This window comes from Streptomyces sp. NBC_01506 (assembly GCF_045040295.1).
GTDB lineage: Bacteria > Actinomycetota > Actinomycetes > Streptomycetales > Streptomycetaceae > Streptomyces.
The window spans coordinates 6812535-6839411 of the sequence record NZ_CP109422.1; the positions used below are offsets into that span (position 1 = coordinate 6812535).

General features: G+C 71.2%; 20 protein-coding genes and 1 pseudogene. 10 read left to right on the top strand and 11 right to left on the bottom strand.

What is annotated here, in order from left to right; translation table 11 throughout:
- Positions 1–1272 carry an NAD(P)/FAD-dependent oxidoreductase gene (locus OG329_RS30595; RefSeq protein ID WP_405799619.1) on the bottom strand — a complete coding sequence of 424 codons (1272 nt, stop codon included), beginning with the start codon at positions 1270–1272 and terminating at the stop codon, positions 1–3.
- A gap of 126 nt (positions 1273–1398) precedes the next feature.
- Here OG329_RS30595 and OG329_RS30600 point away from each other — a divergent pair, with 126 nt between their 5' ends.
- Complete coding sequence (locus OG329_RS30600) at positions 1399–2178, top strand: sulfite exporter TauE/SafE family protein (RefSeq protein ID WP_405799620.1); 780 nt, start codon at positions 1399–1401, stop codon at positions 2176–2178.
- Positions 2179–2180: 2 nt separating this feature from the next.
- Here OG329_RS30600 and OG329_RS30605 read toward each other — a convergent pair whose 3' ends face one another.
- The 4 genes from OG329_RS30605 to soxR all read right to left on the bottom strand — a co-directional run bounded on the left by OG329_RS30605 (position 2181) and on the right by soxR (position 5044).
- Positions 2181–2804, bottom strand: coding sequence for a class F sortase (locus OG329_RS30605; protein WP_405799621.1), 624 nt, complete (start codon positions 2802–2804; stop codon positions 2181–2183).
- 169 nt (positions 2805–2973) lie between these two features.
- A complete protein-coding gene (locus OG329_RS30610; protein ID WP_405799622.1) occupies positions 2974–3495 on the bottom strand; it encodes a hypothetical protein in 522 nt (173 codons plus the stop codon).
- Between the two features lie 300 nt (positions 3496–3795).
- A complete protein-coding gene (locus tag OG329_RS30615; RefSeq protein WP_405799623.1) occupies positions 3796–4569 on the bottom strand; it encodes an aminotransferase class IV in 774 nt (257 codons plus the stop codon).
- A 19-nt stretch (positions 4570–4588) separates the two neighbouring features.
- A complete protein-coding gene (gene soxR, locus OG329_RS30620; RefSeq protein WP_405799624.1) occupies positions 4589–5044 on the bottom strand; it encodes a redox-sensitive transcriptional activator SoxR in 456 nt (151 codons plus the stop codon).
- A gap of 53 nt (positions 5045–5097) precedes the next feature.
- On the opposite strand from soxR, the gene OG329_RS30625 reads away from it, so the two are divergent.
- From OG329_RS30625 to cutA, 4 genes are read left to right on the top strand one after another with little or no spacing between them, the layout of a single operon-like run.
- Positions 5098–5781, top strand: coding sequence for an NADPH-dependent FMN reductase (locus OG329_RS30625; protein ID WP_405799625.1), 684 nt, complete (start codon positions 5098–5100; stop codon positions 5779–5781).
- 12 nt (positions 5782–5793) lie between these two features.
- Positions 5794–7557, top strand: a complete 1764-nt coding sequence (locus tag OG329_RS30630) for an ABC transporter ATP-binding protein (RefSeq protein ID WP_405799626.1) — start codon at positions 5794–5796, stop codon at positions 7555–7557.
- Positions 7554–9434: an ABC transporter ATP-binding protein gene (locus OG329_RS30635; protein ID WP_405799627.1), complete on the top strand. Its 1881-nt coding sequence runs from the start codon at positions 7554–7556 to the stop codon at positions 9432–9434. The genes OG329_RS30630 and OG329_RS30635 overlap by 4 nt, the downstream gene beginning before the upstream one ends.
- Positions 9435–9454: 20 nt before the next feature.
- Positions 9455–9793, top strand: a complete 339-nt coding sequence (cutA, locus tag OG329_RS30640; RefSeq protein WP_405799628.1) for a divalent-cation tolerance protein CutA — start codon at positions 9455–9457, stop codon at positions 9791–9793.
- Positions 9794–10176: 383 nt separating this feature from the next.
- Here cutA and OG329_RS30645 read toward each other — a convergent pair whose 3' ends face one another.
- The 3 genes from OG329_RS30645 to OG329_RS30655 all read right to left on the bottom strand — a co-directional run bounded on the left by OG329_RS30645 (position 10177) and on the right by OG329_RS30655 (position 14193).
- Positions 10177–11130, bottom strand: a complete 954-nt coding sequence (locus OG329_RS30645; RefSeq protein ID WP_405802104.1) for an IS481 family transposase — start codon at positions 11128–11130, stop codon at positions 10177–10179.
- Positions 11131–11230: 100 nt separating this feature from the next.
- Positions 11231–13330 (bottom strand): molybdopterin oxidoreductase family protein, encoded by a 2100-nt coding sequence (locus tag OG329_RS30650; RefSeq protein WP_405799629.1) that lies wholly within the window; start codon positions 13328–13330, stop codon positions 11231–11233.
- A 101-nt stretch (positions 13331–13431) separates the two neighbouring features.
- Entirely contained in the window at positions 13432–14193 is a 762-nt protein-coding gene (locus OG329_RS30655; RefSeq protein WP_405799630.1) for a vancomycin high temperature exclusion protein, read from the bottom strand.
- Between the two features lie 140 nt (positions 14194–14333).
- On the opposite strand from OG329_RS30655, the pseudogene OG329_RS30660 reads away from it, so the two are divergent.
- The 5 genes and pseudogenes from OG329_RS30660 to OG329_RS30680 all read left to right on the top strand — a co-directional run.
- Positions 14334–15059: pseudogene (locus OG329_RS30660) on the top strand (sirohydrochlorin chelatase); the annotation flags it as partial.
- Positions 15060–15082: 23 nt separating this feature from the next.
- The gene (locus tag OG329_RS30665; RefSeq protein ID WP_405799631.1) at positions 15083–16462 is read left to right on the top strand and encodes a deoxyguanosinetriphosphate triphosphohydrolase; all 1380 of its coding nucleotides are present in this window, start codon (positions 15083–15085) and stop codon (positions 16460–16462) included.
- 233 nt (positions 16463–16695) lie between these two features.
- A complete protein-coding gene (locus OG329_RS30670) occupies positions 16696–17973 on the top strand; it encodes an NAD(P)/FAD-dependent oxidoreductase (RefSeq protein ID WP_405799632.1) in 1278 nt (425 codons plus the stop codon).
- A 100-nt stretch (positions 17974–18073) separates the two neighbouring features.
- Positions 18074–19996 (top strand): DNA primase, encoded by a 1923-nt coding sequence (gene dnaG / locus OG329_RS30675; RefSeq protein ID WP_405799633.1) that lies wholly within the window; start codon positions 18074–18076, stop codon positions 19994–19996.
- Between the two features lie 164 nt (positions 19997–20160).
- Positions 20161–21486, top strand: coding sequence for an RNA polymerase sigma factor (locus tag OG329_RS30680; protein WP_405799634.1), 1326 nt, complete (start codon positions 20161–20163; stop codon positions 21484–21486).
- Positions 21487–21557: 71 nt separating this feature from the next.
- Here the strand turns inward: OG329_RS30680 and OG329_RS30685 are convergent, their stop codons facing one another.
- The 3 genes from OG329_RS30685 to OG329_RS30695 all read right to left on the bottom strand — a co-directional run bounded on the left by OG329_RS30685 (position 21558) and on the right by OG329_RS30695 (position 26801).
- Positions 21558–23492 carry an ABC transporter ATP-binding protein gene (locus OG329_RS30685; protein WP_405799635.1) on the bottom strand — a complete coding sequence of 645 codons (1935 nt, stop codon included), beginning with the start codon at positions 23490–23492 and terminating at the stop codon, positions 21558–21560.
- Entirely contained in the window at positions 23492–25225 is a 1734-nt protein-coding gene (locus tag OG329_RS30690; RefSeq protein WP_405799636.1) for an ABC transporter ATP-binding protein, read from the bottom strand. The genes OG329_RS30685 and OG329_RS30690 overlap by 1 nt, the downstream gene beginning before the upstream one ends.
- A 124-nt stretch (positions 25226–25349) precedes the next feature.
- Positions 25350–26801 carry an FGGY-family carbohydrate kinase gene (locus OG329_RS30695; protein ID WP_405799637.1) on the bottom strand — a complete coding sequence of 484 codons (1452 nt, stop codon included), beginning with the start codon at positions 26799–26801 and terminating at the stop codon, positions 25350–25352.
- Between the last annotated feature and the right edge of the window lie 76 nt (positions 26802–26877).

Consider the following 26877-nt stretch of genomic DNA (forward strand, 5'->3'; position numbering starts at 1 on the left):
TCAGGAGCCTCCGTCGGGAGTGAGCAGGTGGAGCGGCGGGGTGGCGGGCGGCAGCGGTTCGTCGTCCGCCCAGGTGCGGGCGAGCGCGCCGATCGTGGTCAGGTCGCCGAGGAGTACACCGCCGACGAGGCGGTCGCCCCGGACGACGACCTTGCGGTAGGCGCCGCGCGTGGCGTCGGTCAGTTGGACGACGTCGTCACCGGGCAGGGGTGTCGTCTCGCCGAACGCGGCGAGATCGAGGGGGACTTCGGGCACATGGCCGCCGGGCGCCGCGAGGGTGAGCCGGGTGAGCGAGCGGGTGCCGGTGTAACGGGCGGACCGTCCCGCGTTCGCGCCGCTGGTGAGCAAGTGGGCCAGCGCGTCGGCCTGTTCGAGCGCGGCACCGGCGAGACCGTAGAGCTGGTCGCCGTGTTCCGCGCAGTCGCCGATCGCGTGGATGTACGGGTCCGACGTGCGCAACTCGTCGTCCACGACGATGCCGCGCCGGACGTCGAGCCCCGCGGCGCGGGCGAGCCCGGTACGGGGGCGTACGCCGCAGGCCAGGACGGTGAGTTCGGCGTCCAGCCGGAATCCGTCGGCGAGTTCGACGGCGGCGGGGCGGCCGGGGGCGGCGGGTACGACACCGCGTACCCGGCACTCGGTGTGCACCTCCACGCCCCACGACTCGAGACGGCGCCTGAGCAACACCGAGCCCGTACGGTCGAGCTGACGCTCCATCACATACTTGCCCTGCTGCGCCAGTACGACCTGGGCGCCACGCTCCGCGAGCGCGCGGGCGGCCGAGACCCCGAGGAGCCCGCCGCCGATGACGACGGCACGGACCCCCGGCCGCAGAGCCGCCGACAGCGCCAGACAGTCGTCCATGGTCCGGAAGGAGTGCACGCCGGCCGGGAGACCGTCGTGATCCGACTGCCGGAGCCCGCGCAGCGGCGGCAGGACCGGATTCGAACCGGTCGCCAGGACCAGCCGGTCGTACGGGACGACGCTGCCGTCGTCGCACCGCACCCGCCGGTCGGCGCGGTCGATCCGGACCGCCCGGACACCACGCCGTACGGTGCCGGGGGCCGGTGGCAGGGCGATCACCTCGGGGCCGTACCGCCCGGCGAGCACTTCGGCGAGCAGGACCCGGTTGTACGGGGTGTGCGGCTCCTCGCCGAGCAGGGTGACGTCCGTCGTGTCGGAAGCGGCGGCGGCGATTCGTTGTGCCAGCCGTACGCCGGCCGTGCCCCCGCCGATCACCACGATCTCTCCCGCCCCGCCGTCAGCAGCCATGCCCGCAGACTGCGCGGCCGGTGTTACCCGGCGGCACCACCACTGTTTCCCGCTCGGAACGCTGCCCTCAGCACGGGCCGGTACGGGGTGTGAGGGCCACCCACCGCGTCCCATAGGCTCGCGATCATGCCCGACATATCACTGACCATGCTCGTCGTCCTGTGCCTCGCGGCAGCCGCCGCCGGCTGGATCGACGCCGTGGTGGGCGGGGGCGGGCTGCTGCTCCTGCCCGCGCTGCTGCTCGGACTGCCGCAGGTCCCCGCCGCGCACATCCTCGGTACGAACAAGGCGGTCGCGATCGTCGGCACCTCCGGCGCCGCCGTGACCTATGTGCGCAAGGCCCCGGTGGACGTGAAAAGCGCCGTACGGATCGGGCTGATGGCGCTCGCGGGGTCGATGACGGGGGCCTTCTTCGCCGCCGGGATCAGCAGCGACGTCCTGCGCCCCGTGATCATGGTCGTGCTGCTCGCCGTCGCCGCCTTCGTGATGCTGCGGCCCGCCTTCGGCCGCGCGAAGGCGGGCGGGCCGGTCTCCCGGGGCCGGCACATCACCGCGGTCGTCCTCGTCGGCGGCGGGATCGGCTTCTACGACGGGCTGTTCGGTCCCGGCACGGGCACGTTCCTCGTACTGGCGCTGACCGCCGTGCTGCACCTCGATCTGGTCACGGCGTCGGCCACCGCGAAGATCGTCAACGTCTGCACCAACGGCGGGGCGCTCGCGATGTTCGCGTACCAGGGCTCCGTACTGTGGCAACTGGCCGCGCTGATGGCGGTGTTCAACCTGGCGGGCGGCATGTTCGGCGCGCGGATGGCGCTCAAGAAGGGCAGCGAGTTCGTCCGCGGGGTGCTGCTCGTCGTGGTGTTCTCACTGGTCGCGAAGCTCGCCTTCGACCAGTGGCGGGCCTGACGTCAGTTGTCCCGCACGCCGATGAGGTGCGCGTAGGTCACGACGTTGCCCTGATAGCCGGTCTTCTCGGAGAATCCGCCGCCACAGGTGATCACGCGAAGCTCCGCCCGGTCCGTCTTGCCGTAGACCTTCTGGTCGGGGAACTCGGCGTTGTCGTACACCTCGACCGCGTCGACCGTGAAGACGGCCGTCCGCCGGTCCTCACGGGTGACCTCGATCCGCTGGCCCTTCTCCAAGGTGCCCAGGCTGTAGAAGACGGCCGGACCGCGCGCGTTGTCCACATGGCCCGCGACGATCGCCGTGCCCTTGGCGCCCGGGGTGGTGCCGTGCTCGTACCAGCCCGCGACATTGCCGTTCTCGGCCGGCGGCACGTCGAGGCTGCCGTCCTTCGCCAGGCCCAGCCGTATGAAGGGCGCGTCGACGCCGATCTCGGGGATCCGCAGACGTACGGGCGCGGAGGCGGGCATCGGGTCGGCGGCGGCGTCCGTGTGGAAGCCGGGCCCGGCGGCGAACGCCTGGGCGGCCGACGGGATCGGCGGGGTGATGTTCTGCGAGCCGTTCTGCACGAGCCACACACCGACGCACGCGGCGCCGGCTATCAGCCATGCCTTGCCCTTGACGGTCATGGGGCGACCCCCCACGGGGCGACCTGCGCGGTCATGCGTCCTCCCGGAGTTGTTCCCCCGCCCCCGGCAGCGATGAGCGTGACGGGGGCGGGGACCACGGCGGTACGGGGGCGGTGGAGGCCGCCGGGGTCCGCCGTCCGGACCAGGCCGGACGGCGGGCCCCGCCCCGTCAGCTTCCCTGCGCGCCGCTCGCCCGGCGGCGCAGGAGCCAGGTCCCGCCGACGGCGGCAGCGGCCAGTACGGCCGCCCCCGCCGCGATCTGGGTGGTGTCGGGTCCGACACTGCCGCCGACCCCCGTGCGGACGTGGCCGGACGGCTGCTGTTCACGGCGGTGCTCGATCGTCACGTCGCCGCGGGCCTCCCGGCCGTTCTCGCAGCGTACGAAGATGCCGTAGGTGCCGGCCCGGGTGTTCTCCGACACCCGGAACTGGCCGACGACGATGTCCTTGTAGTCGCCGGGCCGCAGATGGAACTCGCCGCCTCCCACGGAGCTGGCGTCCCCCTTGCCGTGGCCGCCCTTCCCGCAGGCGGTGGTGTTGACCGTGACGGTCGCGCCGGGCGCGGACGTCGAGGGATACAGCTCCAGCTCACCCCGGTCGCCGGCGAAGGCGGCGGTGGAGGCCGCGAGGGAGACTCCGAGCGAGGCAGCCGCCAGCGCGGTACCGGTCAGCAGGCGGGCGGTGGTGCGCATGGTGTTCCTCCGTGGCGGCGCGCGGTTCTCGTCTCTTCCGAGATAAGGCGCAGCCCGGCGCGTACGCCTGCTGATGGAGGATCAGATTGGTCGGTTCGCTACGGCGTGTCGCACTTGCCAGTCAGTGTTTGTGCAGGTCAGCGGTGCGTGATCGGGTGGGGGACACGCCGGGTGACCTGTCGTGCTGAATGGGTGAGGGGCGAGGGCCGAGGGGCGAGGGGCGAGGGGTGACGGCGCGGTTCGGCCGCGGGCGGCGGCGCGGTTCGGGAGCGTGCGGCCCTTCGCCCGTGGTGCGCCGGCTCAGATCACGTCCCACTCCACCGCCTCGTACGCCGCCGTCACCGTCCCCATCAGCTCCGCGTCGACCGTGAACTCCACCTCGTCGATCCGGTCCACCGGCGCGAGCCCCTGCGAGTTCGTGATGAAGGCCGACGTGTACGAGGGCAGGTCGGCCAGCGTCACCGGGCGCCGTACGGAAGGCAGCCGAGGCTCCAGCAGCGCCATGGTGATCCCCCGCAGCGAGGGCGCCTCGGGCCAGACCACGGACGTGCCGTCCCAGAACGCGATGTTGGTGATGGCCCCCTCCGTCACCAGCCCGCCGGAATCGGTCAGCAGCGCCTCGTCGTACCCGGCGCGCTCGGCCTGCCGCAGGTAGTACAACTGCCCGAAGCCGCCCAGATGCTTGATGTGCGGGACCTCGCGGGCGAACGGCACCGACATCAGGCTGTGCGGCCGGTCCGCCTTGGTCTGCGGCGGCCTGACGGTGATCATCACCCGCGCCTCCTTGTCGCCCTGCGGCCAGTGCACATAGACGCGGGCCGACGCGTCGGACACGTCACCGAGCGCGTGCCGCAGCAGTTCCCGTACGCGCTCCCCGTCCAGGCCCTCGCCGAACAGCTCGCGGGTCGCCGCGTCGAGCCGGGCGAGATGCAGATCGCGTCCGCGCACCCGGCCGCCCCTGATCTGCATGGCGGTGAAGTGCCCGTACGCGCTGAGCGCGGGGACCCGCAGCGCCGCCTGAGTGGCGGGCTCGCCGTTGACCTCAATGACCTCGATAGCCTCGGTAGGTGCCATGAGCCCACCGTAGGACCGGTCAGTCCTCTATCAGCCTGCGGGGTCCGGGGCCGTGCGCCGCCAGCTCGTCGCCGGGGTTGGACAGGGCGCAGCGGTCCAGCGAGAGGCAGCCGCAGCCGATGCAGTCGGCGAGATTGTCGCGCAGCCGCTGGAGGGTGCGGATCCTGGTCTCCAGGTCCTGCTGCCAGCACTCGGAGATCCGGGCCCAGTCCTCCTCGGTGGGCGTACGGTCGTCCGGCAGCAGCCCCAGTACGCCGCCGATCAGGGCGAGCGGGATGCCCAGGCGCTGCGAGGTGCGGATGAAGGCGACACGCCGGAGGGTGTCGCGGCTGTAGCGCCGCTGGTTGCCCGTGGTGCGGCGGCTGGTGATCAGCCCCTCGCGCTCGTAGAAGCGAAGGGCGGAGGCGGAGACACCACTGCGTTCGGCCAGTTCACCGACGGTGGCTTCCTTGGCGTTCCAAGCGAGTTGGGTCATGCGGACCAGAGTAGCTTGACCTGAACCATGGTTTAAGTATCAAGCTCGTCCGCATGGACATCACGACGAACGATTCCGCGACCCTGACGACCCCCGAGACTCCCCGGACCCCGGAGACTCCCCAGACTCCCGAGACCTCGGCAACACCGGCATCCCCGCCGCCGCCCCTCAACCTCGCCGTCATCATGGGCAGCAACCGTGAGGGGCGGTTCGGCCCCGTCGTCTCCGACTGGTTCGTCTCCCGCGCCACCGGGCGCGCCGACTTCACCGTCGACCTGATCGACCTCGCCGACACCGATCTGCCGACCGCGCTCTCCTTCAATCCGCCGGTCTCGGTCCGGGGCCAGCTCGCCAAGGTCACCCACCGGCTGGCCGAGGCCGACGCCTTCGTGGTCGTCACCCCCGAGTACAACCACTCCTACCCCGCGTCCCTCAAAAGCCTCATCGACTGGCACTTCGACGAGTGGCAGGCCAAGCCCATCGGCTTCGTCTCCTACGGCGGGATCTCCGGCGGTCTGCGCGCCGTCGAACATCTGCGCCAGGTCTTCGCCGAACTGCACGCCGTGGCCGTACGCGACACCGTCTCCTTCCACAACGCCGGCGCCCTCTTCGACACCGACGGCCGGCACCGGGACCCGGACGGCGCCGACTCCGCCGCCACCTCGATGCTCGACCAGCTCGCCTGGTGGGGCCTGGCCCTGCGGGACGCCAAATCCGTCCGCGCGTACGCCGGTTGATGGGGGAGCGACATGCTGATCCGACTGCTCGGCGCCCAACTGCGCCCGTACAGAGGGCTGCTCGCCCTCGCCGTCGTGCTGCAACTGATCCAGACCCTGGCCACCCTCTATCTGCCCACCCTCAACGCCGACATCATCAACAACGGCGTCCTGCGCGGCGAGACGGGCCACATCCTGTCCTCCGGAGTCGTGATGATCGCCGTCACCGTGCTCCAGATCACCAGCGCCGGAGCCGCCGTCTACGTCGGCGCCCGCGTCGCCATGGGCGTCGGCCGTGATCTGCGGTCCGCCGTCTTCTCCCGCGTACAGGACTTCTCCGCACGGGAGATGAGCCACTTCGGCACCGCCTCGCTGATCACCCGCACCACCAACGACGTGCAGCAGGTGCAGACGCTCACCGTCATCGCCCTGACCGTGCTCGTCGCCGCGCCGCTGACCTGGGTGGGCGGCATCGTGATGGCCGTCAACCAGGACCCGCCGCTCGCACTGCTCCTGCTGGTCTTCATTCCCCTCCTCGGCGGAGTGGTCGGACTGATCCTGCTGCGTATGCCGACGCTCTTCCGAGGGATGCAGGAGCGCATCGACAACGTCAACCGGATGATGCGCGAGCAGATCACCGGCATCCGGGTGATCAGGGCCTTCGTCCGGGACGAGCACGAGCAGGAGCGGTACGGCGGTGCGAACCGGGAGCTGATGACCGTCGCGCTGCGCGTCGGCAGGCTGATGGCGCTGGTGATGCCGTCCGTCATCCTCGTCTGGGAGCTGGCGACCGTCACGATCATCTGGTTCGGCGGACACCGGATCAACTCCGGTGATCTGCAAGCCGGTTCGCTGATCGCCTTCCTGAGCTATCTGATGCAGATCCTGATGGCCGTGATGATGACGCTGTTCCTGATGATGCAGGTGCCGCGTGCCGCCGTGAGCGCCGAACGCATCCAGGAGGTCCTGGACACCGAGTCGAGCGTCGTCCCGCCGTCCCCCTCGGTGTCCGCGTCCGTGACGGCGCTGCACGGCCCTCGCGGCGAACCCGGCCGACTCGAGATACGGGGAGCCGGTTTCAGCTACCCCGGTGCCGAGGAACCGGTACTGACCGGCATCGACCTGACGGCGGCCGCGGGGCGTACCACCGCCGTCATCGGCTCCACGGGCAGCGGCAAGACGACCCTGCTCAATCTGGTGCCGAGACTCTTCGACGCCACGGCCGGCGACGTACGGATCGGGGGAGTCGACGTACGGGACATGGACCCGGCGGCGCTCGCCCGCACCGTCGGCCTCGTCCCGCAGAAGCCATACCTCTTCTCCGGCACCGTCGCCTCCAACCTCCGTTACGGGAAGCCGAACGCGACCGACGACGAGCTGTGGCAGGCCCTGGAGACCGCGCAGGCACGGGAGTTCGTCGCCGCGCTGCCCGAAGGGCTCGACGCCCCCGTCTCGCAGGGCGGCGGCAACCTCTCCGGCGGACAGCGCCAACGCCTCGCCATCGCACGGGTGTTGGTGGCGAAACCGGCCCTGTATCTGTTCGACGACTCCTTCTCCGCGCTCGACTACACGACCGACGCGGCGCTGCGCGTCGCGCTGGCCGAGGAGACCCGGGCCACCGGCGCGACCGTGGTGATCGTCGCGCAGCGGGTGTCCACCATCCGTGGCGCGGACCGGATCGTCGTCCTCGACCAGGGGCGGGTCGTCGGCACCGGCGGCCACGAACAGCTCATGCGGGACAACCACACCTACCGGGAGATCGTCCTCTCCCAGCTCAGCGAGGAGGAAGCCGCATGAGTGCCGCCCGAGAACGCCAGGCTCCCGAACGCCGGGGCCCCGCCGCGCAGCGCGGTCCCGGCATGACCGCCACACCTTCCCTCGAACGCTCCCTGGACTTCCGCCGCTCCGGTGTGCGGCTGCTGCGCACGGTCACTCCGGGAGCCGCCGAACGCACCCTGCTCCTCGCGATCCTCGCCGCCGGTACGGCAGCGGTGGGCCTCTCCGTCGTCCTCCCGAAGATCCTCGGCCACGCCACCGACCTCGTCGTCTCCGGCGCGCGGACGCCCGAGGGCGTCGACTTCCGCGAGGTGGCCCGCAGCCTCGGTCTCGTACTCGCCCTGATCACCGGCTCCGCCGGGCTCACCTGGCTACAGATCCGGCTCACCGCCGAACTCGTCCAGCGGGCCGGCCACCAACTGCGCGAACGGGCGCAGCGCAAACTCTCGCGGCTGCCCCTGGCGTACTTCGACAAGCAGCCGCGCGGCGAAGTCCTCTCCCGCACCACCAACGACATCGACAACATCACCCAGACCCTGCAACAGGCCCTCGCCCAGATCATGCGAGCGCTGCTCACCCTCGTCGGCGTGCTGGCGATGATGGTGTGGATCTCGCCGCTGCTGGCCCTCGTGGTGCTGGTGACGGTGCCGTTCTCGGTACTCGGAGCCGTACTGATCGGGAAGCGGGCACAGCCGCAGTTCGTCAGACAGTGGGCCGAGACCGGCAGGCTCAACGGGCACGTCGAGGAGATGTACACGGGCCACGCGGAGGTGGTGGTGTTCGGCCGCAAGGACGACGCCGTACGCACCTTCGAGGAGCACAACGAGGCGCTGTACGCGTCGAGTTTCCGGGCCCAGTTCATCTCCGGCTTCATCCAGCCGGCCCTGACCTTCGTCGGGAATCTCAACTACGTGCTCATCGCGGTCGTCGGCGGGCTGCGCGTCGCGTCGGGGACACTGTCCATCGGTGACGTGCAGGCGTTCGTCCAGTACTCGTACGAATTCAACGGCCCGGTCACCCAGATCGCGTCCATGGCGAACCTCCTCCAGTCGGGTGTCGCGTCGGCGGAGCGTGTCTTCGATCTGCTGGACGCGGAGGAGGAGTCGGCGGAGCCGGTGGGAAGGACCACCGGGCCCGCCAAGACCTCCGCCAAGACCTCGGGCCGGGTCTCGTTCGAGAAGGTCGCCTTCAGCTACGAGAAGGCGGAACCGCTCATCGAGGACCTGTCGCTGTCCGTCGAACCCGGCCAGACCGTCGCGATCGTCGGCCCCACCGGCGCGGGCAAGACCACCCTCGTCAACCTGCTGATGCGCTTCTACGAGGTCACCGGCGGCCGGATCACCCTCGACGGCGTCGACATCGCCACGATGTCCCGGCAGGAGCTGCGTTCGGGGATCGGCATGGTCCTCCAGGACACCTGGCTGTTCGGCGGCACGATCGCCGACAACATCGCGTACGGCGTCCCCGGCGACGTACCGCGCGAACGCGTGGTCGAGGCGGCGATGGCGACCCACGCCGACCGTTTCATCCGTACGCTGCCCGACGGCTACGACACCGTCATGGACGAGGACGGCGGCGGGCTCAGCGCGGGCGAGAAGCAACTGCTCACCATCGCACGGGCGTTCCTGGTCGAACCGGCCATCCTGGTGCTGGACGAGGCGACCAGCTCCGTCGACACCCGTACCGAAGTCCTCATCCAGCGCGCCATGTCCTCGCTGCGCGAGGGCCGCACAAGCTTCGTCATCGCGCACCGGCTGTCCACGATCAGGGACGCGGACGTGATCCTGGTGATGGAGGCGGGCCATATCGTGGAACAGGGCACCCACGACGGACTCCTGGCGTCCGGGGGCGCCTACGCCCGCCTCTACGCCTCGCAGTTCGCGGCGGCGGTGGCCTGACCGAAGGAGTGGCATCACACATGACCGGGCCTGAGTTTCTGACCGTACTGACCACCACCGACAGCCCCGCGAAGGCGGATGCACTGGCGCGGGGCGCGGTGGAGGCGCGGCTCGCCGCGTGCGCGCAGATCTCGGCGCCGGTCACGTCCGTCTACCACTGGCAGGGCGCGATCGAGACGACGGAGGAGTGGCAGGTGCTCTTCAAGACAACCGCCGCCTGCTACGAGGCACTTGAGGCGCATCTGACGGCCGCCCACGACTACGACGTGCCGGAGATCCTGGCGGTCCCGGTGGTACGGGGCAACGCGCCGTACCTGTCCTGGCTGACGGACGAGACGACACCTGACGACACCCCCTAGGGACGCTCGCCGGACGGGCCTCTCAACCCCGTCCGGCGTTTGAGGACGACTTGACCACGGGCCGGGACCGATCCAGCCTGTCCGGCGCTTGGGGACGACCTGACTGCCGGGCGGAACCAATTTCAGCCCGTCCGGCGTTTGAGGACACACCTACCACCGGGCGCGGGGATGTCAGCCGCCCGGCGGGCAACTCAAGCCTGTCCGGCGTTTGAGGACACACCTACCACCGGGCGCGGGGATGTCAGCCGCCCGGCGGGCAACTCAAGCCCGTCCGGCGATTGAGGACAACCCACCACCGAGCCGTACCATTTCAGCCCGTCCGGCGCTTGAGGACGAACCGTCCGCCGGGCGGAACCGGCCGTCCCCACCGCCCCGGACAGGGCCTAGCTGTATTGACCCGCAGGGTTGTTGACACGGGTGATGGGTGGCTTTCCTCCGAGTGCGGTGTGGCTGCGGTGGTGGTTGTAGGTGTGGAGGAAGTCTGCCAGGGCCGCGGTGCGTTCGGTGTTGCTGGTGTAGGGGCGCTGGTAGGCCCATTCGTCGAGCAGGGTGCGGTTAAAGCGTTCGACTTTGCCGTTGGTCTGGGGGCGGTAGGGGCGGGTGAGCTTGCCGGTCGCGCCGAGGTCGGCCAGGGCGTTCTTCCAGGCCAGGCCTTTGCGGTAGGCCCAGGCGTTGTCGGTCAGGACGCGTTCGATGCGGGTGATGCCGTGGGTGTGGAAGAACGCCGCGGCGCGGGTGAGGAAACCGGCGCAGGTCGCGACTTTTTCGTCCGGGTGGATCTCGCTGTAGGCGAGGCGGGTGTGGTCGTCCACGGCGGAGTGGACGTAGTCGAAGCCCATGCCGCGGATCGGGCGGCCGGCGTCGCGGCCCAGGACGCGGTGGCCGCCGCCGTCGGGAATCCGGCCGAGTTTCTTCACGTCCACGTGGACGAGTTCGCCGGGGCGTTCGCGTTCGTAGCGGCGGATCACGGTGCCGGTCGGACGGTCCATCCAGGTCAGGCGGTTCAGCCGGTGGCGGGTGAGGATCCGGTGCACGGTCGAGGCGGGCAGGCCGAGGACGGGGCCGATCCGGGCGGGGCCCAGTTTGCGGGCCCGGCGCAGGTCACACACCCGGGCCTCGATATCGGCCGCGGTGCGGTGCGGCGTCGTGTGCGGCCGGCTGGAGCGGTCTGCCAGGCCCGCTTCGCCCTCGGCCCGCCACCGGCGCACCCACTTGTGCGCGGTGGGCCGTGAAACACCCATCTCGGCTGCGACATGCGCCACCGGCCGCCCGGAACGGACACGCTCGACCAGCAACCGCCTGCCATGAACAGTCAGCCGGGCATTACGGTGAGACACGAAGACCTCCGTGCGGTGAAGACTCGACACCTCCACCACACCGGAGGTCTTCGCCATGATCAAGCCCACCCACCGTTAACAACGCTCATGAGCAATACACCTAGCCACCCGCGCGCTCCACCCGCACCGCGCACACCTTGAACTCCGGCATCCCCGACGTCGGATCCAGCGCCGGGTTGGTCACGTTGTTCGCCCGGCCCTCGCCCGGCCAGTGGAACGGCATGAAGACCGTGTCCGCGCGGATCGCCGTCGTGATCCGCGCCGGCGCGACCGCGCGGCCACGCCGTGAGACCACGGCGAGCCGGTCGCCCTCGGCCACCCCCACCCGCTCCGCGAGCCGTGGGTGCAGCTCCACGAAGGACCCCGGCGCGGCGGCGTTCAGCTCGTCCACGCGCCGGGTCTGGGCGCCCGACTGGTACTGCGAGACGACCCGCCCCGTCGTCAGCAGCACCGGATACTCCGCGTCCGTCTCCTCCGCGGCCGGCCGGTGGACGACGGGTACGAAGCGGGCCCGCCCGTCGTCGGTCGCGAACCGGTCGAGAAAGAGCCGGGGCGTGCCGGGGTGGCTCTCCCCGGAGCAGGGCCAGAACACCCCGTCCTCCGCCGCGATCCGTCGGTAGGTGATCCCCGAGTAGTCGGCCGGACCGCCCGCCGACGCCCGGCGCAGCTCCTCGAAGACCTCCTCCGGGTCCGCCGGAAACCCCTTCTCGTGGCCGAGCAGCCCCGCGAGCCCGTGCAGCACCTGAAGATCGCTCCGTACGCCCGCCGGAGCGGTGAGCGCCCGGCGCCGCAGCAGAACCCGCCCCTCCAGGCTCGTCGTGGTCCCCGTCTCCTCCGCCCACTGGGCCACCGGCAGCACGACGTCCGCGAGCGCCGCCGTCTCCGAGAGCACCACGTCCGCCACGGCCAGGAAGTCCAACGACCTCAGCCGTCCCTCGATATGGGAGGCGCGCGGCGCCGAGACGACCGGGTTCGACCCCATCAGCAGCAGCGCCTTCACGTCACCGCCGAGCGCGTCGAGCAGTTCGTACGCGCTGCGCCCCGGACCCGGCAGCGAGTCGGGAGCCACCCCCCACACCCGCGCCACATGCTCGCGCGCGGCCGGGTCGGTCAGTTTCCGGTAGCCGGGCAACTGGTCGGCCTTCTGGCCGTGTTCGCGTCCGCCCTGACCGTTGCCCTGGCCGGTGAGACAGCCGTAGCCGGACAGCGGCCGGCCCGCGCGCCCCGTCGCCAGACAGAAGTTGATCCAGGCGCCCACGGTGTCGGTGCCCTTCGACTGCTGCTCGGGCCCGCGCGCGGTGAGCACCATGCCGGTCGGCGCGTCGCAGAACAGCCTTACGGCATCGCGGAGTTGGGGCACCGGGATCCCCGTGATCCGTTCGACGTGCTCCGGCCAGTGCGCCATCGCCGCCGCCCTGGCCTGCGGCCAGCCGGTCGTACGCCCGCGGATGAACTCGTCGTCCGTCCGACCCTGCGCGACCACCAGGTGCGACAGGCCCAGCGCCAGGGCCAGATCGGTGCCGGGCCTGGGCGCCAGATGGAGATCCGCCTGCTCGGCGGTCCGGGTCCTGCGCGGGTCGACGACGATCAACGTGCCGCCGTTCTCGCGCAGTTCGGTCAGATAGCGCAGCGCGGGCGGCATGGTCTCGGCGAGATTCGAACCGACGAGGATCACGCACCCCGTACGCGGGATGTCCGCCAGCGGGAACGGCAGCCCACGGTCCAGCCCGAACGCCCGCTGATGCGCGGCAGCCGCCGACGACATGCAGAACCGCCCGTTGTAGTCGATCTGCGAGGTCCCGAGCACGACGCGGGCGAACTTGCCGAGCGTGTACGCCTTCTCGTTGGTCAGCCCGCCCCCGCCGAACACGCCCACCGCGTCCGGCCCATGGCCCGCCCGCGTCCGCGCGAGCCCGGCGGCGACGGCACCCAGTGCCTCGTCCCAGGTGGCGGCTTCGAGCGGGCCGCCGGCCGACCGCCGCACGAGCGGTTCGGTGAGCCGTACCCGCGAGGACAGCACGGCCGGCGCCGTACGCCCCTTGCCGCACAGCGCGCCCCGGTTGACGGGGAAGTCGGCGCGCTCCACGACCTCGACACCGGGCTCGTCCGCCGTACGCCGCAGACTCATCCCGCACTGCAACGCGCAGTACGGACAGTGGGTCGGGACGGCGTCAGGGGCCACGGCGGCATCGGGCGTCATGGCCACAGCGTGCGTTGACGGTGTTACGCCCCCGCCCGTACGCGGTTACGCCCCCGACACGCGCACCTCCCGCGCCCCGCTCCCGCGCTGTGAGGACGCGCTCACCCGGCCAGCGCCTCGCTCACGCCCGTCTCCACCGGCCCCAGGAAGCGCGGATCGGGCCGGGTCACCACGTCGAGCACCGCCTTTCCCGCCGCCGCCAACTCCCGGACCCCGCCGTAGTACCAGGTCGCGTCACGCCGTTCGGCGACTCCGACACCGTACGAATCGATGCCCGCCGCCCAGCAGAGCGCGACCGCGCGCCGTACGTGGAAGTCCTGCGTCACCAGCACCGCCCGCTCCACCCCGAAGATCTTCTTGGCCCGGACGCAGGAATCCCAGGTGTCAAAGCCCGCGTAGTCGCTGACGATCCGGCCGTCCGGCACTCCACGCGCCGTCAGATACGCCCGCATGGCGTCCGGTTCGTCGTACTCCTCGCGGCTGTTGTCCCCGGTCACGAGCACGACCTTCACCTTTCCGCCCTCGTACAGCTCGGCGGCGGCGTCGAGGCGGTGCGCCAGATACGGCGTCGGCGCGCCGTCGCGCAGACCGGCCCCGAACACGACGGCGACGTCCCGCGCGGGCACGTCCGCGATGGAACGGGTGTACGCGTCGGCGCTCATGTACAGCCACGTGGCGGGCGTCAGCGCCAGCACGCACCCGAGCATGAGGGCCTGTGCCGCGCGCCGCTGCCCGCGCCGTGTCCTCGGCAGCCGTACGGCGGGCAGCCGTACGGCGGGCAGCCGTACTTGGCGCAACCGCAACCGCAACCGCAGCCGTGGCATCTTCGGCATGTACTGAGCCCCCGTCGTTCCATCGATCATCCGTACGTACTCCGCACTCGGTACGACGTTCGGCGCCGCCGAAGAGTTCGCGGCGGCCCGCGCCCGCCTGTGAGCACCCCGAAAACCGCCGCGACACACGCCGCAACCACCCGGCAACGTCCGCCCCGCAGGATCGCCCCATGGATGAGCAGCCCACTCTCGTCGTCGTCGCCCACGGCAGCCGTGATCCGCGTGCGCTACGCACCATCAGGGCCCTGCTGCGACGGGTCGCGGAGCAGCGGCCCTCGATCACCGTCCGGCTCGGGCACATCGAGATCGAGCAGCCGTCGCTCGCCGACACGCTCGCCTCCTTGGGAGACGGCCGGGCCGTCCTCGTACCGCTGCTGCTCGGACCCGGGCACCACGTCACGTACGACCTGCCGCGCCTCGCGGCTGCCGCGCCCCGACTGCGCACCACGATCGCCGCGCCGCTCGGCCCGCACCCGCTGCTGGTCGAGACGCTGTACGCCCGCCTCGTAGAGGCGGGATGGCGCGACGAACCGCACCGCGCGTACGAGAGCGGCGTCGTCCTCGCCGCCGCCGGATCGCGCGACGCCCGCTCGGCCGCCGCCACCCGCCGTACGGCCGCGCTGCTCGGCGCGCGGCTCGGGGGAGTCCCGGTCGTCCCCGCGTACGCGTCGGCCGCCGCGCCCACCGTCCCCGACGCCGTACGGGAGCTGGCCGCGCGCGGCCGGAGCCGTATCGCGCTCGCGTCGTACTTCACCGCGCCCGGCCACTTCGCCACCCGCTCGGCCGCCCACGCGCCGTGGATCGCCGCCGCCCCGCTCGGCGACCATCCGGACCTGGCGCGGCTCCTCCTGTTCCGTTACGACGAGTGTGACGAGGAGGCGGCGGCACACCCGGCCACCGAGCCGGTTACCTTCGGTGCATGGAAGGCTTCACTGAAGGCATCACCGCACCTCACGACGGCAGCGCCTACGACGAGGCGGACACCCGGCGCTTCTCGGCCGAGCCGGACAAGCGCCCCGGCCGCACCGCCTTCCAGCGCGACCGCGCACGCGTCCTGCACTCCTCCGCCCTGCGCCGTCTCGCCGGCAAGACCCAGGTGGTGACACCCGGCTCGCAGAGCCAGGAGTGGGACGCCAGCCCGCGCACCCGGCTCACGCACTCCCTGGAGTGCGCGCAGGTCGGCCGCGAACTCGGCGCCGCGCTCGGCTGCGACCCGGACCTCGTGGAGACGGCGTGCCTCTCGCACGACATGGGCCATCCGCCGTTCGGCCACAACGGCGAACAGGTGCTGAACGACTTCGCCAAGGACTGCGGCGGCTTCGAGGGCAACGCCCAGTCGCTGCGGCTGCTCACCCGCATCGAGCCGAAGCGCTTCGTCCGCGCGGACTCGGTGACCCCCGAGGCCGCCGCACCGCGCGCGGCGGCGGCGGCCGAGGCCGAGGCGGCGGCCGGCGGCGGCGCCCGTCTCGTCAGCGTCGGCCTCAACCTCACCCGCGCCGTCCTGGACGCCGCGACGAAGTACCCCTGGCCGCAGGGCGCCCACCCCACCGATCCGGGCTCGGTGAAGTTCGGCGTGTACGAGGACGACCTGCCGGTCTTCGAATGGGCCAGGTGTGGCGCCCCGCCGAACCGCACCTGCTTCGAGGCGCAGGTCATGGACTGGGCCGACGATGTCGCGTACTCGGTGCACGACTTCGAGGACGGCCTGCACGCCGGCCACGTCGACCCGAACGCGCTGCTCTCCGGTCCCGAACGCGACGAGATCTGGGCGGTCGCGATCGGCCGCTACGTACCGCACGACACCGCCCCGGCGCAGTTGGCCGCCGCGCTCGACCGGCTGATGGCCCAGGAGTGGTGGCCGCACGGCTACGACGGCACGGCCGTCGCCCAGGCCAGGCTCAAGGACGCCACCAGCCAGCTCATCGGCCGGTTCGCTCTCGCCGCCGAGGGCGCGACCCGGGCGGAGTACGGCAGCGGCCGGCTCACCCGCTACGGCGCCTCCCTGGTCGTGCCGCGCGAGGCGCGCGACGAGTGCGCCGTACTGAAGTCCGTCGCCTACCGCTACGTGATGCAGCGCGCCGACCAGGAATCGCTCCGCGCGGACCAGCGCGTCGTCCTCGCCGAACTCGCCCGGACACTGACGGCCCGCGCGCCCGAAGGGCTGGACCCGCAGTTCCGCGCTCTGTTCGAGACGGCGTCGGACGACCGCGCCCGCAAGCGCGTGATCGTCGACCAGATCGCCTCTCTTACAGACGCCGCGGCGCGCTCTCTCCATACGGCGCTGACGGGCCGTACCTGAGCGCGGTGGTGCACTGGAGGCGCACCGTGGTGCACGACATGTACGCCCCGCACGGGGCACCCGTCATATTCAGCCAACGGCCTAAGCGGGCCGAGCCGCCCCGCCAAGGGGTGACGCGTGTAGCAAGGTAGCCACATCAAGCCGGAACCATGCCCGTGGAGCCTCCCCTCTTTCGCCATCACGCTCCGTGCGGGACGCTCACAGATGGCGGCAGCGTAACGAGGAGGCATCAAGTGGTCGACGCACATCGGACATTCGTCATCGTCGGTGGTGGGCTGGCCGGGGCGAAGGCCGCGGAAACCCTGCGTTCCGACGGATTCACCGGCCGAGTGATCGTCATCGGGGACGAGGGAGACCACCCCTACGAACGCCCCCCGCTGTCCAAGGGCTTCCTCACGGGCAAGGAGGAGCGCGACAGCGTCTTCGTCCACGAGCCCGCCTGGTACGCCCAGCACCAGGTGGAGCTGCACCTGGGCCAGACGGTCACCGGGATCGACCGCGACACCCGCTGCGTCCACCTCGGCGACGGCACCTCCGTGCGCTACGACAAGCTGCTCCTGACCACCGGCTCCGAACCGCGCCGACTCGACATCCCCGGCACCGACCTCGCGGGCGTCCACCATCTGCGCAGGCTCGCCCACGCCGACCGGCTGCGCCATGTCCTGACCGCGCTGGGCCGCGACAACGGCCATCTGGTCATCGCGGGCGGCGGCTGGATCGGCCTGGAGGTCGCCGCGGCGGCCCGGGGTTACGGCGCCGAGGTCACCGTCGTGGAGCCGCACCCCACGCCGCTCCACCAGGTCATCGGCCCGGAGCTGGGACAACTCTTCACCGAACTGCACAGCGAGCACGGCGTACGGTTCCACTTCGGCGCCCGGCTCACCGAGATCGTCGGCCAGGACGGCATGGTCCTGTCCGTCCGTACGGACGACGGCCAGGAGCACCTGGCGCACGACGTGCTCGCCGCGATCGGCGCCGCGCCCCGTACGTCTCTCGCCGAGGCGGCCGGACTCGACCTGGTGGGGCGCGAGCACGGCGGCGGCATCGCCGTCGACCTGGCGCTGCGCACCTGCGACCCGGACATCTACGCGGCGGGCGACGTGGCCTCCGTGCCGTTCTCGCTGCCCGGCACCGAGCTGCCGACGGACCGGCTGCGCGTCGAGCACTGGGCCAACGCGCTCAACGGCGGCCCGGCCGCCGCCCGCTCGATGCTCGGCCAGGACGTGACGTACGACCGCCTTCCGTACTTCTTCTCCGACCAGTACGACCTGGGCCTGGAGTACTCGGGCTGGGCGCCGCCCGGCAGCTACGACCAGGTGGTGGTGCGCGGCGACGCGGGAAAGCGGGAGTTCGTCGCGTACTGGCTCAAGGACCGCCGGGTGCTCGCCGGGATGAACGTCAACGTGTGGGACGTCACCGGCGACATCCAGCGGCTCATCCGCTCCGGCGCCCAGCAGGATCTCGACGCGCTCGCCGACCCGACGGTCCCGCTGGACGCGCTCGGCACCTGACCGCCCCGCCCCGCCCCGTCAGGCCCTGCCAGGCCCCGCCCCGCGCCGGTCCGAGGACCGGGCGTAACGGACTGTCGGTGCGCGCACGTAGAATTCTCGCGTGGCAGGCAGGATCAACGACGACGACGTGAAGGTGGTTCGGGACGCGGTCCCGATCGACACCGTCGTGTCCGAGTACCTGCAACTGCGCCCGGCCGGCGGCGGCAACATGAAGGGCCTGTGCCCCTTCCACGACGAGAAGTCCCCCTCCTTCCAGGTCAGTCCGAGCAAGGGTCTCTTCCACTGCTTCGGCTGCCAGGAGGGCGGGGACACCATCGCCTTCGTGATGAAGATCGACCATCTCTCGTTCTCCGAGACGGTCGAACGCCTCGCCGCCAAGGCGGGCATCACACTGCGGTACGAGGAAGGCGGCTACAACCCCACCAACCAGCGCGGCGAGCGCATCCGGCTGGTGGAGGCGCACAAGGCGGCGGCCGAGTTCTATGTGGAGCGCCTCGGCGGCGAAGAGGCCGAGATCGGCCGCAAGTTCCTGGCCGAGCGGGGCTTCGACCAGGCGGCGGCCGAGCACTTCGGGGTGGGTTACAGCCCGGCGGGCTGGGACCATCTGACCCGCTTCCTGCGCGGGAAGGGCTTCAGCGACAAGGAACTGCTCCTCGCCGGGCTCTCCCAGGACGGCCGCCGGGGCCCGATCGACCGGTTCCGGGGCCGGCTGATGTGGCCGATCCGGGACATCTCGGGCGAGGTCGTCGGCTTCGGCGCGCGCAAGCTGCGCGACGACGACAACGGACCGAAGTATCTGAACACCCCCGACACCGCGATCTACAAGAAGTCGCAGGTGCTGTACGGGGTGGATCTGGCCAAGAAGGACATCGCCAAGGCCAGCCGCGCGGTGGTGGTCGAGGGCTACACGGACGTGATGGCCTGCCATCTCGCGGGGATCACCACCGCGATCGCCACCTGCGGCACGGCGTTCGGCACCGACCACATCAAGATCCTGCGCCGGCTGCTGATGGACAACGGCAGCGCGCGGGTGATCTTCACCTTCGACGGAGACGCGGCGGGCCAGAAGGCCGCGCTGCGCGCCTTCGAGGACGACCAGAAGTTCGCCGCCGAGACGTACATCGCGATCGCGCCCGACGGCATGGACCCGTGCGAGCTGCGGCTCAGCAAGGGCGACGCGGCGGTGCAGGACCTGGTGGAACCACGCACGCCGCTGTTCGAGTTCGCGATCCGCCAGATCGTGTCCCGCTACGACCTGGAGACCCCGGCGGGCCGCGCGTCCGCGCTGGACGAGGCGGGCCCCATCGTGGCCCGTATCAAGAACGGCGCGTCGCAGCACGAGGTCGCCGTCCAGCTCGCCGGCATCCTCGGCATCCTCGACACCCAGTTCGTGGTCAAGCGCGTGGCACAGATGGCCCGTTGGGCCCGCGACCGGGGCGGGCGCGGTCCGGCGGGCCCGGCGGACGGCCGCGGCGCCCGGCCGGCCGGCTCGCCGTCCTCGTACGACTCCGGCCGCTCCCCGGTCCTCTCCGGCCCCGCGCTCAATCTCCGCAGCCCCGCCCACCGCACCGAGCGCGAGCTGCTGAAACTCGCCCTCCAGCGCCCGGAGCTGGTCTCCCCGGCCTTCGACGCGTACGGGGTCGACGAGTTCACCGCCCCGCCGTACGCGGCCGTGCGCCGGGCCGTCGAGGACGCGGGCGGCGCCGAGCAGGGCATCGCCTCCGCGCCCGAGTATCTGGCCCGGGTCCGCGAAGCCGCGCCGAACGACGCGGTGCGCGCGCTGGTCACGGAGCTGGCGGTGGAGGTGTTCCACGGCAAGACGATCGACGAGGCGTACGCGGGGGAGCAGTTGGTACGGGTCCGGCTGCGCGCCGTCGACATCCGCATCCACGACGTCACCGGCACGCTGGCCCGCCTCGGCACGGGCGCGGACCACGAGCGGCACCAGGCCGTGCAGAACGAGCTGTGGGTGCTCCAGCAGTACCGCCAGTCGCTGCGCAACAGCGGCGCGGCGGCGCTCTGATCCGCCGCTTCCTCCCGCCGCCCTCTCCCGCCACTCCACCCCCACCCGCACCAACTCCCGCCGTTCTAAACATCCTTCGGTAACTGCCCGGTTACGCACGGGACTCAGAAAGTCCTCGCACACCTCTCGTGGCGGCCCTGTGCTGTACCCCACACTGGGCAGCGGTGCCTGTGTTCCCGGAGCGCGGCCGGTCCACCCACGGTGGGCCACTCGACCCCGCGGATCCGCTCATCGTGTACGGGACTGACGGCGGCCCGGCCGCCCACGTCCCGCTGCCGCACGCCCCCGATCCGGCAGCGATCACCCTGGAGGCCGCGCCCGTGCAGACCCGGACCCCGACCCTGACCGAGACCGACCTGGCGCCGGCGGTGCCACCGCAGAGCCGCGCCGCGCACCACCCCGAGGCGACCTCCGGGACGGCCCCCGACAGGGCCCCGGAGACAGCCCGGGAAACCGCCCCGGAGACCGCCTCCGGGGCTGCGGCCCCCGCGTCGCCCCCGGAGACCGTCACCGAGGACCCCGTGGACATCCCCGAGGTCCCCGAGCGCGTCGGCCCGCGCGGCAAGGCCGACAGCGGCGGGCCCTCGTCCGACCTCTTCCGGCAGTATCTGCGGGAGATCGGACGGATCCGGCTGCTCACCGCCGTCGAGGAGGTGGACCTCGCGCGCCGCGTCGAGGCCGGACTCTTCGCCGAGGAGAAGCTGGGCTCCACGCCCGATCTGGACTCGCAGCTCGCCGTCGACCTCGACCGGCTCGTCGTGCTCGGCCGGATGGCCAAGCGACGGCTCATCGAGGCGAATCTGCGGCTCGTCGTGTCCGTCGCCAAGCGCTACGTCGGCCGCGGACTGACGATGCTCGACCTTGTCCAGGAGGGAAACCTCGGCCTCATCCGGGCCGTGGAGAAGTTCGACTACGCGCGCGGCTACAAGTTCTCCACGTACGCGACGTGGTGGATCCGCCAGGCGATGTCCCGCGCGCTGGCCGACCAGGCCCGTACGATCCGCGTCCCCGTCCATGTGGTCGAGCTGATCAACCGTGTCGTCCGCGTCCAGCGCCGCCTGCTCCAGGAGCGCGGCTACGAACCGACCCACGAAGAGGTCGCCGGCCAACTGGAGTTGACCCCCGAGCGGGTCGGCGAGGTCCTGCGCCTCGCCCTGGAACCCGTCTCGCTGCACGCGCCGGTCGGCGAGGAGGACGATGTCGCCTTCGGTGACCTCATCGAGGACGGCGACGCCGCCTCACCCGTCGAGTCGGCCGCGTTCCTGCTGCTCCGCGAGCATCTGGAGGCGGTCCTGTCCACGCTCGGCGAGCGCGAACGCAAGGTCGTGCAGCTCCGTTACGGCCTGGCGGACGGCCGCCCGCGCACCCTGGAGGAGATCGGCCGGATCTTCGGTGTGACACGCGAGCGGATCCGGCAGATCGAGTCCAAGACCCTGAACAAACTCCGCGACCACGCGTTCGCGGACCAACTGCGTGGCTACCTCGACTGACCGGCCCGGTGCGACCACGCCCGGCTCGCCGGCCGGCCGGGCGTGGCGCCGCCGCCGCTTCGACAACGCCGTCAGTCCACCTCCGCCACGGCCTGCGCGAACTGCGCCGCGTACAGCCGGGCGTACGCGCCGCCCGCCGCCAACAGCCCCTCGTGCGTGCCCTGTTCGACGATCGAGCCGTTCTCCATCACCAGGATCACATCCGCGTCCCTGATCGTGGACAGCCGGTGGGCGATCACGAAACTCGTCCGCCCGTGCGCCAGTTGGGCCATCGCCTTCTGGATCAGCACCTCGGTACGGGTGTCCACCGAGCTGGTCGCCTCGTCCAGCACGAGGATCACCGGGTCCGACAGAAACGCCCGCGCGATCGTGATGAGCTGCTTCTCGCCCGCGCTGACCCCCGACCCCTCGTCGTCGATCACGGTCTCGTAGCCGTCGGGCAGCGTACGGATGAAACGGTCCGCGTGGGCCGCCCGTGCCGCCTCCTCGATCTCCTCCCGGCCGACCTCGCGCGCCGCGCCGTACGCGATGTTCTCCGCGATCGTGCCCCCGAACAGCCAGGTGTCCTGGAGGACCATGCCTATTCGGGACCGCAGGTCCTCCCGCGACATGGTGGCGATGTCGATGTCGTCCAGACTGATCCGGCCGGCCGTCACCTCGTAGAACCGCATCAGCAGATTGACCAGCGTCGTCTTGCCCGCGCCCGTCGGGCCGACGATCGCGACCGTCTGGCCCGGCTCGACCGACAGCGACAGGTCCTCGATGAGGGGCTTGTCCGGCTCGTAGCGGAACGCCACACCGTCCAGCGCCACCCGCCCCCGCAACTCGTGCGGGCGCCCGGCCGAGGGAGCGTCCTTCTCCTGCTCCTGCGCGTCCAGCAGCTCGAAGATCCGCTCGGCGGACGCGACCCCGGACTGGACCAGGTTGGCCATCGACGCCACCTGCGTCAGCGGCATCGAGAACTGCCGCGAGTACTGGATGAACGCCTGCACGTCACCGATCGACAGCGTGCCCGACGCGACACGCAGCCCGCCGACGACCGCCACCAGCACATAGTTGAGGTTCGAGACGAAGAACATCAGCGGCTGCATGATCCCGCTGTTGAACTGCGCCTTGAAGCCCGCGTCGTACAGCGCCTCGTTCTGCTCCTTGAACGCCTTCGCCGACTCGTCCTGCCGCCCGAAGACCTTCACCAGCGCGTGCCCCGTGTACATCTCCTCGACATGGGCGTTGAGCGTGCCCGTCGACTTCCACTGCTGCACGAAGTGCGGCTGGGAGCGCTTGCCTATCCTCGTCGCCACCAGCACCGACAGCGGCACCGTCACCAGCGCGACCAGCGCCAGCAGCGGCGAGATCCACAGCATCATCCCCAGGACGCCGACGATCGTCAGCAGGGAGTTGATGAGCTGCCCCATCGTCTGCTGGAGCGTCTGCGAGATGTTGTCGACATCGTTCGTCGCCCGGCTCAGGACCTCACCGCGCTGCTGACGGTCGAAGTACGACAGCGGCAGCCGCGACAGCTTGGCCTGTACGTCCTCACGCATCCGGTAGATGGTGAGGTTGATGACCCGGATCGACAGCCGCGTCGAGACCAGCATCAGCAGCCCGGCGGCGACATACACCGCCAGCGCCATCAGCAGGACCCGGCCGACCGCGTCGAAGTCGATGCCCTGCCCCGGAGTGAAGTCCACCCCGGAGAGCAGGTCGGCGACCCCGTTGTCGCCCGCCTCCCGCAGCCGCGAGACGGTCTCCGCCTTGCTGACACCCGCCTGCGTCTGATGACCGACGACCCCCGCGAAGATCAGGTCGGTCGCGGCGCCGAGTATCTTCGGGCCGACCACCGACGCGGCCACGCTCAGCACACCTGCGGCGAGCATCCACCACAGGGTGATCTTCTCGCGCGCCAGTTGCCGCAGGAGCCGTTTGCTCGACCCCTTGAAATCCATCGACCGCTGCGAAGGGGAACCCGCGCCGGCCGCCATCATGCGTCCACCAGGACCGCTCATCAGGCCGCCTCCGCCTCGGTCAACTGGGAGAGCACGATCTCCCGGTACGTCTCATTCCCGGCCATCAGCTCGTGATGACGCCCCTCACCGACCACCCGGCCCTCGTCCATGACGATGATCCGGTCGGCCTCGCGGATGGTCGACACCCGCTGGGCGACGATCACCACCGTCGCCTCGGCGGTCTCCCGCGCCAGGGCGGCGCGCAGCGCCGCGTCCGTCGCGTAGTCCAGCGCGGAGAACGAGTCGTCGAACAGATAGATCTCCGGGCGCTGCACCAGCGTGCGCGCGATCGCCAGACGCTGGCGCTGCCCGCCGGAGACGTTCGTACCGCCCTGCGAGATCGGCGCGTTCAGCCCGCCCTCCAGGCCGGTGACGAACTCCTTGGCCTGCGCGACATCCAGCGCGTGCCACAGCTCGTCGTCGGTCGCGTCCGGATTCCCGTACCGCAGATTCGTCGCCACCGTCCCCGAGAACAGATACGGCTTCTGCGGCACCAGACTGACGGTCCTGGCCAGCAGCGCCGGATCGAGCCCGCGTACGTTCTCACCGTCCACCAGCACCTCGCCGGCCGTCGCGTCGACCAGCCGGGGCACCAGCCCCAGCAGCGTCGACTTCCCGCTGCCGGTCGAGCCGATGACGGCGGTCGTCTCACCCGGTCTCGCGGTCAGCGACACCTCGCGCAGCACCGGCTCCTCGGCCCCCGGGTAGCGGAACTCCGCGCCTCGCACCTCCAGATGACCGTGCCGGCGCAGCATCCGCACCGGATCCTTCGGCGGCACGACGCTCGACCTGGTGTCCAGCACCTCCTCGATGCGCTCGGCACACACCTCGGCACGCGGCACCATCATGAACATGAAGGTGGCCATCATCACAGCCATCACGATCTGCATCAGATACGCGAGGAACGCGGTCAGCGCGCCGATCTGCATGCCACCGCTGTCGATCCGGTGCGCGCCGAACCAGACGACGGCGACGGACGACACGTTCACGACCGTCATCACGACCGGGAACATCAGCGCCATCAGCCGGCCCGTCGCCAACTGCATCTCGGTGAGATCGGTGTTGGCGCCCTTGAACCGCTCCTTCTCGTACTCGTCGCGCACGAAGGCCCGGATGACGCGGTTGCCGGTGATCTGCTCACGCAGCACCCGGTTCACCGTGTCCAGCCGCTCCTGCATGGTGCGGAACAGCGGGCGCATCCGCTTCACGATCAGGCTCACGGAAATGCCGAGCACCGGCACCACGGCCAGCAGCACCCCCGACAGCGGCACGTCCTGGCCGAGCGCCATGACGATGCCGCCGACACACATGATCGGGGCGGACACCATCAGCGTGAACGACATGAGCACCAGCATCTGGACCTGCTGGACGTCGTTGGTCGTACGCGTGATCAGCGACGGAGCGCCGAACTGGCCGACCTCGCGGGCGGAGAAGCTCTGCACCCGGTCGAAGATCGCGGCCCGCACGTCACGGCCGAGCGCCGAGGCGGTGCGGGCACCGTAGTAGACCGCGCCTATCTGGCCGAGGACCTGGGCGACGCTGACGGCGATCATGAGACCGCCGAACTCCATGATGTAGCCCGTGTCCCCCTTCACGACACCGTTGTCGATGATGTCGGCGTTGAGGGTGGGCAGATAGAGGCTGGCGCAGGTCTGGAGCAGTTGGAGAACCACCAGCAGGCCGATGGCTTTTCGGTAGGGGGCCAGATGCGTTCTCAGTAGTCGTAGCAGCACTTACTGTCTCTCGGGCTCGGCAAGATCGGGGGTCGCGTCCATCCTGCGACACTCCGACGGCAGGAACCCAAGGGTTTTCCACAAAGGACCGGTCAAGAACGATTACCATCCCGGCCCCCGCCGCCTACCCCTCCGGAGCCGGCGGGAAGGCGCCCGGGTGGATGTTGTCGCGGCTGGCCCGGTACTGCTGGCGCACCGCCGCCCCCACCGCCGCGTCCTCGCCCGGCTCGAAGACCTGCCCCGCCGCGCCGCCCCAGTCGGGCGGGCTGTGCGGGGACAGCGTGTTCTTCGAGACCCCCAGCGCCCACGCGGCCTGTCGCGCCGCCCCCAGCGCCGCGTACTCGGCCGGCTCCGGAACGACGACCTGCGCCCCGAAGATCCCCGGCGCCGCCGCCTGTACGGCGGGCAGCCCGGCCGCCGCCCCCAGCAGGAACACCCGGCGCACCTCGACCCCGCGCCCGCGCACCACGTCCATCGCGTCGGCCAGCGAGCAGAGCATCCCCTCGAACGCGGCCCGCGCCAGATGCTCCGGCTTCATCGACTCCCGCCGCAGCCCGCTCAACGTGCCCGCCGTGTGCGGCAGATGGGGCGTCTTCTCGCCCTCCAGATACGGCAGGAACACCAGACCGGAGGCGCCCGGCGTGGACTTGAGCGCCAGCGCCGACAGCTCGCCCAGATCCTCGGTCCCCAACAGCTCCGCCGTCCCGCGCAGCGCCCGTACGGCATTGAGCGTGTGGACGACCGGCAGATGCATCCCCGTGGCGTCGGCGAACGACGTGATCATCCCGGAGGGGTCCGCCAGCGCCTCGTGGTGCACGGCCATCACCGACCCTGAGGCCCCGAGCGACACGACCGCGTCCCCGACCCCGACCCCGAGCCCGAAGGCGGCGGCCATGGTCTCGCCCGTCCCCGCGGAGATCAGCAGCCCCTCGGGAGTGGTCCCGGCGGCCTCGGCCGGGCCGAGCACCTCCGGCAGCGCCGCCTGGTGCCCCAGCGCCAGCTCCATCAGATCCGGCCGGTACGCACCCGTACGGGCCGACCAGAAACCGGAACCGGACGCCGCGCCCCGGTCCGTCGTCCGCCGCGCGGGCCGGCCGAGCAACTGCCACACCAGCCAGTCGTGCGGCTGGAGGATCATCGCCGTACGCCGCGCCGCGTCCGGCTCGTGCCGCGCCAGCCAGCGCAGCTTCGCCAGGGGCTGACCGGACTGCGGCACCGACCCGACGGCCTCGGCCCAGGCCTGTCGCCCGCCCAGCGCGTCGATCAGATCGGCGGCGGCGACCTGCGCGCGCTTGTCGTTGCCGAGCAGCGCGGGGCGTACGAGATTGCCCGACCGGTCCAGCGGTACGAGCCCGTGCTGCTGCGCGGAGACACCGATGGCCTCCACGCCCTCCAACACCCCGCCGCCCGCGGCCTCGCCGAGCGACAGCAGCCAGGCCTGCGGATCGACCTCGGTGGCCTTGGCCTCGACGGGATGTACCGCGTATCCCTGCCGCAGCACGGCACCCGTGTCCGCGTCACACACGACGATGCGCGTGGAACCCGACGAACTGTCCAACCCGGCGACTATTCCCATGGCACGATTCTGCCGCACGCGCGAAGCTGCGGCGGCTCCCGGGACCGCCCGGGAGCCGCCCGCGACCGCCGGAAGC

Bases quoted from the DNA above. Each gene is read 5' to 3' on its own strand.
- OG329_RS30595 (WP_405799619.1), bottom strand. From the start codon at position 1,272: ATGGCTGCTGACGGCGGGGCGGGAGAGATCGTGGTGATCGGCGGGGGC.
- OG329_RS30600 (WP_405799620.1), top strand. From the start codon at position 1,399: ATGCCCGACATATCACTGACCATGCTCGTCGTCCTGTGCCTCGCGGCA.
- OG329_RS30605 (WP_405799621.1), bottom strand. From the start codon at position 2,804: ATGACCGTCAAGGGCAAGGCATGGCTGATAGCCGGCGCCGCGTGCGTC.
- OG329_RS30610 (WP_405799622.1), bottom strand. From the start codon at position 3,495: ATGCGCACCACCGCCCGCCTGCTGACCGGTACCGCGCTGGCGGCTGCC.
- OG329_RS30615 (WP_405799623.1), bottom strand. From the start codon at position 4,569: ATGGCACCTACCGAGGCTATCGAGGTCATTGAGGTCAACGGCGAGCCC.
- soxR (WP_405799624.1), bottom strand. From the start codon at position 5,044: ATGACCCAACTCGCTTGGAACGCCAAGGAAGCCACCGTCGGTGAACTG.
- OG329_RS30625 (WP_405799625.1), top strand. From the start codon at position 5,098: ATGGACATCACGACGAACGATTCCGCGACCCTGACGACCCCCGAGACT.
- OG329_RS30630 (WP_405799626.1), top strand. From the start codon at position 5,794: ATGCTGATCCGACTGCTCGGCGCCCAACTGCGCCCGTACAGAGGGCTG.
- OG329_RS30635 (WP_405799627.1), top strand. From the start codon at position 7,554: ATGAGTGCCGCCCGAGAACGCCAGGCTCCCGAACGCCGGGGCCCCGCC.
- cutA (WP_405799628.1), top strand. From the start codon at position 9,455: ATGACCGGGCCTGAGTTTCTGACCGTACTGACCACCACCGACAGCCCC.
- OG329_RS30650 (WP_405799629.1), bottom strand. From the start codon at position 13,330: ATGACGCCCGATGCCGCCGTGGCCCCTGACGCCGTCCCGACCCACTGT.
- OG329_RS30655 (WP_405799630.1), bottom strand. From the start codon at position 14,193: ATGATCGATGGAACGACGGGGGCTCAGTACATGCCGAAGATGCCACGG.
- OG329_RS30665 (WP_405799631.1), top strand. From the start codon at position 15,083: ATGGAAGGCTTCACTGAAGGCATCACCGCACCTCACGACGGCAGCGCC.
- OG329_RS30685 (WP_405799635.1), bottom strand. From the start codon at position 23,492: ATGAGCGGTCCTGGTGGACGCATGATGGCGGCCGGCGCGGGTTCCCCT.
- OG329_RS30695 (WP_405799637.1), bottom strand. From the start codon at position 26,801: ATGGGAATAGTCGCCGGGTTGGACAGTTCGTCGGGTTCCACGCGCATC.